Genomic DNA, 12,834 nt, shown 5'->3' on the forward strand with positions numbered 1-12,834 from the left:
TCACCAGTATTGCCCACAATGAGTTTGCACCGGAGTAGCCTGACAGAAGAGCCGTGATTAAAATACTGCTACGAAGGGCGAAACTGTGGAGTTCATGACATTAGGCCAGGCGCTGGAGAATGAACACCGTGAAATTGACGGTGGGATAGAGTCCTTCGTGGCCGCGATGGACTCCAGGGGACCCACCTCACCGACCTCGCTGCTAACGGCATTTTCGGGTCTACGCAGGCATATCTACTTGGAGGAAACTTTCTTGTTTCCACCTCTAAAGGCCGCCGGCCTCATGGGTCCACTGTTCGTGATGCTCCGCGAGCACGGCCAGCTGTGGAATCAAATGGGGACTATTGAGTCCCTACTGAGCACCGAGGCTCAGAAAGGCGGTGAGGTTCAGAAAGCCACGCAGGGCCAGAAAGTCACGCTACGCAGTGCCTGCGCGGCGTTACTCCAGCTGCTCGACGCCCACAATTCCAAGGAAGAGACCATCATTTATGCGCAAGCGGATGAAATTCTTGACTCTGCCGCCGGCAGTGAACTCCTTAGCTTCTTGGAGAAGAGGACCATGCCACATGGCTGGGTTTGCGGCGTCAGCTAACCAGCCACGAGATCAACCGAGAGTTCAGCCAGCGGCAGCCAACAATATGGACCTCGCCAAGGGCCCCCCTGTAACGGCACCCAAGTCACCGTCTTCAACGAATACGGCCACGGCAATATCGCCTTGGGCAGCAATCACCCATGAGTGTGTACGCGGAGGATTATCCGTGCCATATTCTGCCGTCCCCGTTTTACCAATCGCCTCAGCGCCAGGCAGGTCCCCCAACATGCCTAGGTAGCCCTCAGTAACAACGGCACGCATCATTGTGCGCAGGTCTATGGCTTCCTTCTGCGTCAATGCCGCACCTTCAGCGGCCTTCGATTTGCCGTCATGGCCTTCTATCAGCACGGGAAAAACAGCAGCACCCTTGACCACAGAGGACATCATCGCAGCCATCATCAGAGGTGAGACCTGTACCTTGCCCTGACCAATCATTGAGGCGGCGTGTTCGGTTCCGGCTGAGTCGCGCGGCACATTGCCGGCGAATGCTGGCAGGCCCAGGTCATTGGTCATGCCAACTCCCAAGGCCCCAGCAGCATCCGATAGCTTCTCTTGGGGAAGGTTCTGAAATTGGGAGACAAAAGCTGTGTTGCAGGAATGAGCGACGGCGGTTGTCAAGGACACTTCGCCTAGCGCATCGGGCGCATAACCAGGGGCATTGAGGAACTTCTTCCCATCGGCAATAAACTCAGGTGTGCAGCTTACTTTCGAACTCGGGTCCATCCCCTGTCGAAACAATCCCAATGACGTGGCAATTTTGAAAGTGGACCCTGGCGCATATTGGCCAAGGAACGCCGTGTTGTATCCCTGACTGTCCGGGCCATTCGCTGAGGCCAAAATTGCTCCTGTTGACGGACGCATGACCACGATCGAGCTGGGCGTCTTTACGTTTGCCAGTGACTCCTCGGCCGCGTTCTGCAGCCCCGAGACCAAAGTGGTTTTGACATCTTTACCGTTAGTCGGCGCAACTGTGAAGAGGATTTTCGGTGGTGAGGTGGGATCGGTGGGTGCCGTCCCGGCGTCGTCCAGGGCAGCAGCGTCAGTCGCAGTGGAATCTGTGGGAGCCGGATCTGTGGCAGCAGGATCAGTGGGTGCATCGCTGGGAGCTGCTGAGGGAATGGCCGAAACCATTACTCCAGGATTTCCTGCAAGCTGCGCGTCGAAGGCGGCCTGTAATCCGCCGGCCCCGACAAATTCTCCGGCGACAACCTTGCCCTTAGATTTCTTGATATCTTCAGCCGTGGCCTCACGGACAGTGCCAAGGATGGCCGATGCAAAACTGCGTGAGGGCGCAAGCGGCATGGTTGATTCGGTGGCGAGGATACCCTTGATTGCGTTGAATTTTTCCTGGTCCAACGCCTTAAATGCCTCCTCGCGCAAGGTGATGGCGTCGACAAACGCTATGGGTCCGTAGGCCTTGACCTTGGCGGTGTAGGCGGCCCCGTCAATACCGAGAAGCCCGGCCAGCTGGTTGGCCGATGCTTCAGCTTCAGAATGATCCAACCCCTCTTTGTTGATGCCGACACTTCGCACGGGCCGGTCCTTGACAATCGCCTCACCATCAGCTGAGAGGATCCCCGCACGGATGCCGTAGTTGGTGCTCACTTTAAAGCGATAACCTGCCGCCAATTTAGGTTCAACCATTTCTGGAGACCACGCGATAGTCCAGCCATTACCGTCACGTTTCATGTCGGCACCCGTGGCGTAGGTCCAGGGTTTCTCTACTTTGGGTAATTTCCAGGAGTAATTCAGAGAGACTCGGGCGCTTTCGCCCTGGACCTCTACGGCACTAACGCTGACCGTGGGCCACGACGGATCAATAGATTCAGCGAGCTCGGTCAGCTCCTTTTGAACTTGCGGGCCAGGTTTGTCGAAGCTGAGATCTCCGACCGTATGGTCCGATAGGGCCTTCGCCAGGGCTTCAGCGGTTGAGCTTCCGTCATCAGGGGCGGAACAGGCTGCACCACCCAGAGCAAGGCTGATAGCAAGCAGCAAAACTGTGACGCGACGAATCATTGACTTCCTGACGTTGATTTGTGAGTAACCCTACCCGCAGGCGGGCCTCCCCCTGGAGTCCGCACTAGCCTCATGGACAGACAAGTGTTCAACGATACTTCGGTGCGGGCGGAAGACGCAGGACTACTCCGACGCTCCTTAAGTTTTTAACACTTCTGCGGCCACTGCGGCGGCTGGTGTGCTGAGGGCTCCTGGGATCTGCGAACTCTCTTCCGGTGCTGGCGGAAGGAGGTTCGTTGCAGCTGCTGCAGTTGCCGCTGTCATATCTTCTAAGAAACGTTCAACCACGGCCAGCTCGGCCGGCGAATAGTTGCTCAGCGCCAACCCAAGCTGGGCTGCCAGTGGCATAAACAGCTCTCTACCGACGCTACGTGCGGTGTCAGTCATGGTGAGGTCAACTTGGCGTCTGTCGCTTTCGCTACGGCAGCGGGTGACGTGACCGGAACGCTCAAGTCTGTCAACTAGCGCAGTAGTTGCTGGTGAGCTGAGGTTGAGAGCCTCACCGAGTTTGCCAGGTGTCATCAGTTCTTGCTGGCGGCGGGGCCTGACCAGCAACCCCAATGCGTTAAGATCCGTCCGGTGGAGCCCATGTAAGGATGCCGCCTTGTCGACGTAGCGGTCAGACTCAATCGTGAACTCCCGCATTTTTGCGAGAAGTTGAGCATGCGGCTGTGAAGACTTCATGACCCAATCCTCCCCTATCGCCAACTATCTCGTTAACATAGTATCTAGATTATCTAACCTCTCGGCGATGGAAGTATTGTCTAAAACATGAAGAATCTAGATTGGTCCCCCAAACGCTGGCTTCGCCTAACGCTGCCACCCATCCTTATTATTGTGTGGCTGCTGGTTGCCGGGCTAGGTGGTCCCACCTTTGGAAAAATCTCTGAAGTGTCAACCAACGATCAAGCGAGCTTTCTGCCGGCCAGCGCAGAATCTACCGCGGCTCGCGAATGGCAGCTGAAGTTTGTGGACAGCAATGCCATCCCTGCCGTGGTGTTGCTGACCTCAACAGAAGCACTGACCAGTGAACAGCTCGGCCAGATCGCTACCTTGCCGAAGAAGCTGAGTGCTGTTAGTGGTGTCCAGAAACCGGAAGCACCCGCGACGACTAGCGTTGCAGGGCCTATTCCGTCAGAAGATAAGAAAGCCGTAGAGTTCTTAGTCCCCATTTCAGGTACTGATGAGGTTAAGTCGGTAGTGGATGAGCTTCGCAACGTCTTGCAATCATCTGCGCCTGGTGGTGTCAGCATCTATGTGACAGGTCCTGCCGGGCTGACAGCTGATCTGGTGAATGCTTTCGGCGGTATCGACGGGATTCTGCTGCTGGTGGCACTAATAGCCGTATTCGTTATTTTGTTAGTCGTCTACCGTTCGGTTGTGCTGCCCCTACTAGTCCTCTTCACCTCAGTGGTTGCGCTGTGCGCTTCCATAGTGGTGATTTACTACATGGCAAGCTGGGATTGGATCAAACTTAGCGGCCAAAGCCAAGGTATTCTTTCGATTCTTGTCATTGGTGCGGCAACTGATTACTCCCTGCTATTGGTAGCGCGCTTCCGCGAAGCACTGCACCAAGTGCAGTCGAAATGGGCGGCACTGGGACGTGCAATGCGCGGCGCGTGGGAACCCATAGTCGCTTCCGGTTCCACAGTCATTTTGGCCATGCTGTGTCTCCTGTTCTCGGATTTGAACTCCAACCGCAGTTTGGGACCAATCGCGGCCATTGGAATTCTGTTCTCCCTTGTTGCAGCCCTGACGTGCTTGCCCGCATTGCTGGTTGCCTTTGGCCGAGGAGCCTTCTGGCCCTTCAAACCGAAGATGGACGCTAATCATGCGAATAAGCATGCAGACCACGGGACACACGGCATGAGTGTGGAAAAGACCGATGCAGTGGAGCACGGACTGGCTGGAGTGGGCGGCATCTGGCGGCGCATCGGCTTACTGATTGCCCGGAGGCCGCGAATTACATGGGTTGTAACCTTGGTTCTACTTTTGGCTGCCAGCTCAGGGATTTTGCAATTACAGGCCAACGGCGTATCGCAGACTGAAGTAATTCTGGGACAGAGCAACGCAGTCGATGGACAACGAGCGTTGGCTGAACACTTCGCCGGTGGTAGCGGTAGCCCTGTGCTGATCATCGCCGACCAAAATAGCAAAGATCAGATTTTGGTAGCGGTAAAGGATACGGAAGGGATCACCGAGGCCAGTATCTATACTGGCAACGGCCGACCTGACGTAGCTGCAGAGCCTGTTGTGAAGGAAGGTCGCGTACTGATCAACGCCACGTTGGCAGATCAAGCGGATTCCAGTGCTGCTGAACAGGTTGTTGTGGAACTTCGCAAGCAATTGCCGCAAGTTGATTCGACTGTCTTGGTCGGGGGTGTTTCTGCAATTGCTTTGGATACCAACCTCACGGCACAAAGTGACCTGTTCAAGATTGTGCCATTGGTATTGCTGGTCATTCTCGTGGTCCTGATACTGCTGCTGCGTTCGATTGTTGCACCGCTGCTGCTAATCGGCTCGGTGGTGTTGTCCTACATAGCCACCATGGGCGTGTCTGCCTTGGTGTTCAATCACGTGTTCGACTTTCCGGGCGCGGATGCCACCGTGCCCCTGTTTGGCTTCGTTTTCTTGGTGGCTTTGGGCGTGGATTACAACATCTTCTTGATGACCCGCGTTCGCGAGGAGTCGCTGCTCATGGGTACTCACGCAGGTATATTGCGAGGTTTGGGCAAAACAGGTGGAGTGATCACTTCCGCAGGCGTGGTCCTTGCCGCTACATTTGCAGCGCTGGGCATTATTCCGTTGTTGTTCCTGGCCCAACTGGCATTTATCGTGGCATTTGGCGTATTACTTGACACCGTAATCGTCCGAACACTTCTAGTGCCGGCACTGACCTATGACATTGGCAACCGTGTCTGGTGGCCGTCTAAAAGGACATTTGGTGGCTTGAATCCATTCGAGAATAGCCCCAGATCCTCAGACAGCCAGCCAGTTGCTCAGCCATCCGTCGAGCCAGAGAGGTAGCCTGCCCAACAGCAGAAAACGGTAGCCCCTAAAGCCATCAGGTTCCCCGTGGGGCGCAAGTTCTTCAGCAGAGGTTCTGCAAGACGCTTTCTGGTGCCGCCCATCGTCAGGGGTCTTTTCTGGTGCGGCCGTTCTTCAGGAGGCTTTCTGGAGACTCTTTTTGGAGCGGCCGTCTTGCGGGACCTGCTCTGGAGGCATTCGCAAGAGGTAGCGGCGGTCCCGTGCTTCCCATTCGTCATACTGCTAGGCCAGTACGGCCCCGGCGAGTCGGAGCAGGGCTGCCGGGTTGGGGAATACCCCTGCGACTTCTGGGAGGGACTTGGCCAGCATCCTGGTGACCTCGTCGAACTGGGTGTTCACGTGCCCGGCATCGGGCTGGGCGAAGGCGGTGCGGATAATCGAGCCGACCATGTCCTGGGATTCCTTGGGCACGATCGAGAGCACGTTTCGCATGAAATGCACCCGGCACCGCTGCCAGCCCGCACCTTGGAACACCGCGCCGACGGCCTTCTTCACGCCGCTATGGGCGTCAGAGATCGCCAGCTTCACCCCGTCCAGCCCGCGAGCCTTGAACGACAGCAGGTACGGGGTCCAGAACCCATCGTTCTCGGAGTCGCCGACATCGAAGCTGAGCACTTCCCTACCCCCGTCAGCCGCGACGCCGAAAGCGACCACGACCGCTTGGGGCACGACCCGGTGCCCAACCGTGGCCTTGCAGTAGGTGGCATCAAGGAACACGTACGGGTAATCCATGGCGGGGAGATCCCGGTCCCTGAAAGCACCGTCCTCATGGTCAAAGTCCGCACAGATCCGGGACACCTCGGACTTGGAAATCCGTGGATCAGCCCCGAGCGCCTTGACCAGATCATAGACCTGCACGTGGAGACCTTGTGCAGGTAGGCCTCCATCACCACGACGAAATGCCTGATCCACGCGGCGCCGGCGCTCCAGCAATGCAGGAAGGAACGAGCCGTTGCGCAGCTTGGGGATCTTCAGGTTCAAGTCCCCGGCGCCGGTTGTCAACGTCCTGGGCCGGGACTCGTTGCGCTGGGTGGTGAGGGCCTCCGGGCGTTCGAACGGGGCAGCACCGATGAACGCTGTCGCCTCAGCCTCGATGAGCTGCTGATACAGCATTTTCGGTCGCGGTACGGATCTGTTCGGAGACATCGGGAAGTTTTAGGTTGGCCAAGCAGGTTGAACAAGGCAGACTGGTCTAGAGCCATCGTGTGTTTGTGTCCTTTGTGAGTTCTTTGATCAATACTCACTGACCATCGCACGATGGCTCTTCACATCAGAAATTCGATGCTTAGCAACGGGAAAATACACCACTCCACGGGGCGTAACCCTGCTGTAACTGGGGCAACTATGGATTGTGGCGTTTTTTGTGGTGTTTGGTGGTGTTTTCTTTTGGTGGGTTGAGGGTGTGGTTGATGTGTTTTTTGAGCCAGGTGGGGTATTGGGTGCGTTGGGGTTCTTGATGTTGGGGTTTTTGGTAGTTCCCTGATGGGGTGATCCAGCCGATGCGTCCGTCGGGGGTGGGTTGAGGGGTCCAGCCACGAAGACGAATGTTTTGCCGGTGTGGTTCTTGATAGCGGCGGTAGTTACCGTGGCGGTCTTTATCGTCCTTGAAGTGCTTGAGGCGGTGGTGACGTGCGCAGGCAGGACGAAGATTAGTCATGGCCGTGGTCCCCCCGTGTTCCCACGCGTTCAGGTGATCCAGCTCAGTGTCCATTACTGGATAAGGACAATTAGGGATGTAACAACCCCCAGTCAGGGCTTGCAGCACAGCTTTTTCAGCGTTACTAAGTGTGTACCGGTCCGGGTTCAACGCTAATGCTTCCCCACTGATCGGATCGGTGAGCACGCGCAGGAACGTGTGTGAGGCTGCCATGAGTTTCCTTGCGATTTCTTCTGGTATCGGACCGGTGCCGATACCCACAAGCTCCGCGGGCTCATCAGTTATCCCTAACAAGCCTAGGAAAGGAACCTTCAGGAGAATCAATGCCTTTGGTAGCGGCGGATCCGTAATGACTTTCCCCTGAGCCAGTGCGTGAAGCTGGTCTAAGTATTCTTGTTGCTGATCTTCCACGATCCCGTCAATGACCCCATTGACGAAACCTGAACCATCCCCCACTAACTCCCCCACCACCAGAACATCCACCCCAACATCTACTCCAGTATCTGCTCCGCTATCGCCAGCATCTACTCCAGTATCGCCAGCGACGTCCTGGGCAAGGGTAGGGTGCGCATCATCCACCGCACTGCCCTCACCACCTAATCCCTTCCCAGCCCCCTTCTCAGCCGCGGGGCGCTCTTGAACAGGGAGGTACCCCTGAATCGGGTTACCTGGATTATGCAGGGAGTCAGCCTCACGTCCAGGGCAGGATTCACGCACGTCACCACCTGTGGCATCACGGTCTTTGGGGTCAGGGTCTGTGGTTACGTGGGTGTTGGGGTCAGGATCTGTGTGTGTCCAGATAGGCTCCGGATCAACCAACCTCACCCCAAAGCCCGAGCTAGATCCCCCGGAACTACTCTCGCTAGTACAGTGCCCGGAAGCACCAGCACTGCCACCGCGGTGACCCCAGTCAGGAACGTTGCTGCTGGTGCTGGTCTTGCTGGTGTTGTTACTGCCGGTCTTGGTGTAGTTATTGGCGGGTAGTTCTTGGCCCATCAGTAGTAGTGCAGCAACGTCAACACGAAGTTGATCCAGAGTTCTGTATTCCCCACGATCTCCCCCAACCCCATTCCCAGAACCGGAACCATGACCGGAGCTGGGGTCGGCCCCATTCCCAAAACTGGGGTCGGGGCCGGGGTTAGGGTGTGGTGTGGGGTGGGTGTTGGTGTGGTTTTTGATGGCTCGTGCTGTGCGGGTGCAGTGCGTCATGATTCCTGCTGCGGCCAGGGTGGGTAGATGCAGGCTTAGCCAGGACATCCCGTCGCGGCCTTCTTCGCAGAACATTTTACGCCGTGTGAAGGCTTCCTTGGTGGCGGTGGTGAGGGTATCTGGGAATGTTGACTCACGGGCTCGGCGGGCTTTGGAGGCAAACATTGATGCGGTAGCCCCGGGTGCTAGCACCAGCAATCGGGTCTGGAAAGCGGCGACTTCAGGGGCACTGATGCTACTGCTCTCTTTGACAGTGGTGATCTCATCAGCGATCGTGCATGCGTGCCGCCAGGATAAAACCCCTGCTTGTAAAGCCTTGAACGTGACTGGGTGTTTTAGAACCTCCACGCAGTGATGCGTGAGTGCGGCAGCTGTTCGTTCAGGGATCCCTAAGACCAAAGCTGCTTCCAACACGGCACTACTTTGCGCTAGCGATGATTGGTTCCGGTCTAGATCAACTAAAACTCGTTCTACTTCTACCGCACCCATTAATCGTCCCAACAGGGCCGCTTTACACGCCGCGGTAGCGTCTTCTAAACGCTTCACTACCGCCAGAGCGGCGATAGCACCATCATGAACACCACGCACCACACCTAACTGAGAGGGCGGCTCCGGTTGTGGCGGGGGGAAGTCAATCAGTGGCGGTAATCCTGCCAAGGATGGATTGTCAGTGCCGAAGGGTTCAATAGAGGGAAGAGCGGCTATCGCACCAAGGAGTGCGGCCACATCCTGTGTGGCTTCCTCGCCCCGTTCCCCGGGGGCCATCACCGGAATACTCATACCACAAGTCTACGCCCGTCGTGACCGAAACGCTATAGTTCCTAGAAGAAACATTCTAAGCAATATCTACTCAGACCCCACCACGCCTCAGCTACACAAGCCGAAACCCGAGCCGAAACCCGACCCGCACCCACCCCCACAACGCAAGAACCGCCGTCGTCCGCCAACCAACAGCACCAACTCCTCCAGCAGATCCGACGCTAGGCCCCATGAACTGCAATCCCACCCGGCGCCTCCGCGTTGAACACTAGGCGGCGATTGGCGATCTTGTCAGTGAAGAACCTGTCGTGGCTCACAACCAAAACCGCCCCGGGAAAATGCAGCAACGCTCGCTCCATGACCTGAGTGCTGGACATGTCCAGGTGGTTGGTGGGCTCATCAAGGACCAGTACGGACGCGCCAGAAAGCAGACATTGGGCCATGGCGACGCGGGCACGCTGGCCACCTGAGAGATTCCCGATGCGCTGCTTCAAATCAGCCTCGGAGAACTGGAACATGGCCAGAAACCTGTTGACGGATTTTTTAGTAGCGGTCAGGGCAAGGCTGTCGGGCATGGCGTTGACCGCATGGGTAACGGTGTCCTCCGGGTCAAGCTCGTCAAGAACCTGGTTGTAGGAGACCAGCCCGCCGCCCTTCGCCCAAGTGACGTAACCGGAATCGGCAGGCTCCTCCCCCGTCAAAGCCCGCAACAGCGTTGACTTGCCCGAACCGTTGGAGCCCAGCACCACGATCCTGTTTCCCCTGCGAATCTCAAAACTAAGGTCGCTAAACAGGGTGCGCTCCCCGTAAGACTTCGTCAGTGACTCCACCCGGCACAGCACATCCTTGACGTGCAGACCACCGTAAATTTCGGTAATGATCTTATCCACTGGCCGCGGCGCACGCGATTTCTTGATCTTTGAAAGCTTGGAATCGAGCCCCTTTGTGGCACCCTTAGCGGCCTCACGCCGATCAGAAATCCCCTCGGCTTCGAAGGCGAGCAGCTCGGATTCATGCATAAACTGGCTCTCAAGGCTCTTAAGCCGGAATTGCTTGGCTACCACGTACTGGGCAAAATTGCCGGGGTACTCATGCAAGTGGTAATTCTCCAGTTCGATGATGCGGGTGACCACTGAGTCAAGGAATTTCCTATCATGGGAGACGATGATCGCCGCACCCTTGAAGTTCTTAAACCAGGCTTCCAGCCATTCAACTCCCGCCACATCTAGGTAGTTTGTGGGCTCGTCGAGCAGTAGTACCTCGGGGGCCTCCAACAGAATCTTGGCCAAGGCCGCACGGTTGCGCCAACCGCCCGAAAGATCGTCAATGGGGCACACCCGGTGCGCTTCATTGAAGCCAAGTGTAGTCAGCACCTTGTCGATGGAACGCTGATAATCCCAGCCATCTAGCCGGTCCATATCAGCAAAAAGCTCGGACTGCCGGTGGATCAGCCGGTCCATTTCCACCTCGGCCTGATTGAGCGCAAGCGCAGCATCGATCTCCGCAAGCTCAGCCTCAATTTCAAGGACGTGCGCAAACACGTCTTCTAGCACCTCTAGAATGGTTGACTTTCCATTGAGCTCGGAAAACTGGGAAAAGTAACCGATCTTTGTACCCAGCTCAATGCTGACTGTGCCGGTGTCCGGCTCCACCTGATCCATGACGAGCTTGAGCAGCGTGGACTTTCCCGAGCCATTACGCCCGATCAAACCCACCCGATCCCCTGCTTCCAACTTGAAAAACGTCTCGCGAAGCACCTGAACCTTGTCAAAGCGGACGCTAACATCGTTCAAACGGATCAAGCTCATGGGTGTGTTCCTTTTATTGCAGATGTAGGTAGATGGCGGGGCCGGGAAAACACCCACCATCATTTTACCGCTGAACCGTGACGCGATCTCCGCATGGAGAACGACGCCGGGGGAGACAAGGCGGGCCACGCACGTAGGCGACGCGAACGTTCATAGGAGAGCAGTCCGCCTAGGCCTGGCTACGCTGCAGCCTGTACGGTTATTTCTAATGACGCGGCCGCCAAAGAGGGCAGCCCAATCGATGAATGGAGATTAGATGAGCGCGCCAATTCGTATTGGAATTGCTGGTTACGGAAACTTGGGTCGTGGCGTTGAGGCTGCGATCGCCAAAAACACGGATATGAACCTGGCTGGTATCTACACCCGCCGCAATCCGGCCGATCTGTTACCGCTGAATGCTGGGGCAGCCGTGTACTCCATGGATGATTTGGCCAGTCACGCAAATGACATCGACGTGCTGATCCTGTGCGGAGGATCCAAGTCAGACCTACCCGAGCAGGGCCCGGTATTGGCTGCGTTGTTTAATACTGTGGACAGTTTTGATACGCACGCGCGAATCCCAGAGTACTTCGCTTCCGTGGATACCCCAGCGCTGGCCAACTCCAAGACTGCCTTGATCTCTGCGGGCTGGGATCCGGGCATGTTTTCCATTAACCGTGTGTACGGTGAGGCCTTGTTGCCCGACGGCGAAACTTACACTTTCTGGGGCCGCGGGCTGAGCCAGGGGCACTCGGACGCTATCCGTCGCGTTTCGGGGGTGGCTGGCGGAGTGCAGTACACCCTGCCATCGGAAGCGGCTATTGAGGAAGTACGCAGCGGCTCGCGGCCGGAGCTCACAACGCGTCAGAAGCACACCCGCGAATGTTTTGTAGTGTTGGCAGAGGGAGCATCCGAAGACGCCGTCCGTGCCGAGATTGTGGGGATGGAACACTATTTTGACCAGTATGACACCACAGTGAACTTCATTTCCGCCGAAGAATTGGCACGCGATCATGCAGCCATGCCCCATGGAGGGTTCGTTATTCGTAGCGGAAACACTACCGCCGGGCACTCCCAGGTGATCGAGTACTCGCTGGCGTTAGAAAGCAACCCGGAGTTCACCTCCAGCGTGTTGGTTGCCTATGCTCGCGCCGTGCACCGCATGAATCAGTCCGGTCAGTTTGGTGCTAAAACCGTTTTCGACGTGGCCCCCGGACTACTCTCACCTAAATCCGCGGAGCAACTGCGCGCCCAACAGCTCTAGGGGAAATCCATGGCGGAGGTGAATAGTTTTGCCTTCCTTTTCTTCAGCGCCATGACTTTCTCCTCGATCGTGTCCTTGGCCACCAACCGGTAGACCACGACATTTTTAGTCTGTTCCATCCGGTGGGTGCGGTCTGCGGCCTGATTTTCCGCGGCAGGATCCCACCAAGGATCCAGCAGAAAGCAGTAGTCGGTTTCTGCGAGGTTTAGGCCAAAGCCAACCGATTTTAAACTGTTCAGAAACATCGGTGCGGTTCCTGGCTTGAACTTCTCGTTGGCCTCGCCATGCTTGCTGGTTTAGCCGGCCAAATAGGCGTACGCAATGACAGCTGCGATCAGACGTTCCCAGGTTTTGCCCAGAAAGATTGTGAACTGGCCAAAAATAGTGCCCGGCGTCCCTCGCCACCATATCTTCAAGCTGTTCACATAAGATCTCGAGCTTGCTGGACGCAGCAATGGCGTACTTCGGGTCAACTAAGGAGGCGTCCAAGCTTAACATCAGC

General features: G+C 56.6%; 8 protein-coding genes and 1 pseudogene. 3 read left to right on the plus strand and 6 right to left on the minus strand.

Translation table 11 applies throughout. The features are described from left to right. Positions 1 to 94: 94 nt before the first annotated feature. Positions 95 to 592: a hemerythrin domain-containing protein gene (locus AAFM46_RS13355; protein WP_343318311.1), complete on the plus strand. Its 498-nt coding sequence runs from the start codon at positions 95 to 97 to the stop codon at positions 590 to 592. Positions 593 to 616: 24 nt separating this feature from the next. Here AAFM46_RS13355 and AAFM46_RS13360 read toward each other — a convergent pair whose 3' ends face one another. Together AAFM46_RS13360 and AAFM46_RS13365 are read right to left on the minus strand one after the other, a co-directional pair. Then, positions 617 to 2,608 carry a penicillin-binding transpeptidase domain-containing protein gene (locus AAFM46_RS13360; protein ID WP_343318312.1) on the minus strand — a complete coding sequence of 664 codons (1,992 nt, stop codon included), beginning with the start codon at positions 2,606 to 2,608 and terminating at the stop codon, positions 617 to 619. A 138-nt stretch (positions 2,609 to 2,746) separates the two neighbouring features. After that, positions 2,747 to 3,292, minus strand: a complete 546-nt coding sequence (locus tag AAFM46_RS13365; RefSeq protein WP_343318313.1) for a MarR family transcriptional regulator — start codon at positions 3,290 to 3,292, stop codon at positions 2,747 to 2,749. Positions 3,293 to 3,379: 87 nt separating this feature from the next. On the opposite strand from AAFM46_RS13365, the gene AAFM46_RS13370 reads away from it, so the two are divergent. Beyond that, on the plus strand, positions 3,380 to 5,635 hold the full coding sequence (locus AAFM46_RS13370; RefSeq protein WP_343318314.1) for an MMPL family transporter: 2,256 nt from the start codon (positions 3,380 to 3,382) through the stop codon (positions 5,633 to 5,635). Positions 5,636 to 5,878: 243 nt separating this feature from the next. Here AAFM46_RS13370 and AAFM46_RS13375 read toward each other — a convergent pair whose 3' ends face one another. The 3 genes from AAFM46_RS13375 to AAFM46_RS13385 form a co-directional block, all read right to left on the minus strand. Continuing rightward, the gene (locus AAFM46_RS13375) at positions 5,879 to 6,769 is read right to left on the minus strand and encodes an IS256 family transposase (RefSeq protein WP_343318315.1); all 891 of its coding nucleotides are present in this window, start codon (positions 6,767 to 6,769) and stop codon (positions 5,879 to 5,881) included. Positions 6,770 to 6,998: 229 nt separating this feature from the next. Beyond that, positions 6,999 to 9,302, minus strand: a complete 2,304-nt coding sequence (locus AAFM46_RS13380) for a DUF222 domain-containing protein (protein ID WP_343318316.1) — start codon at positions 9,300 to 9,302, stop codon at positions 6,999 to 7,001. A gap of 200 nt (positions 9,303 to 9,502) precedes the next feature. Continuing rightward, on the minus strand, positions 9,503 to 11,089 hold the full coding sequence (locus AAFM46_RS13385) for an ABC-F family ATP-binding cassette domain-containing protein (RefSeq protein ID WP_343318317.1): 1,587 nt from the start codon (positions 11,087 to 11,089) through the stop codon (positions 9,503 to 9,505). Positions 11,090 to 11,345: 256 nt separating this feature from the next. Here AAFM46_RS13385 and AAFM46_RS13390 point away from each other — a divergent pair, with 256 nt between their 5' ends. Continuing rightward, complete coding sequence (locus AAFM46_RS13390) at positions 11,346 to 12,332, plus strand: diaminopimelate dehydrogenase (protein ID WP_343318319.1); 987 nt, start codon at positions 11,346 to 11,348, stop codon at positions 12,330 to 12,332. Here AAFM46_RS13390 and AAFM46_RS13395 read toward each other — a convergent pair. Beyond that, positions 12,329 to 12,601 (minus strand): annotated as a pseudogene (locus tag AAFM46_RS13395) (C-terminal helicase domain-containing protein); the annotation flags it as partial. The gene AAFM46_RS13390 and the pseudogene AAFM46_RS13395 overlap by 4 nt on opposite strands. Between the last annotated feature and the right edge of the window lie 233 nt (positions 12,602 to 12,834).

The organism is Arthrobacter sp. TMP15, from assembly GCF_039529835.1.
In the GTDB taxonomy this organism is placed as follows: Bacteria; Actinomycetota; Actinomycetes; order Actinomycetales; family Micrococcaceae; genus Specibacter.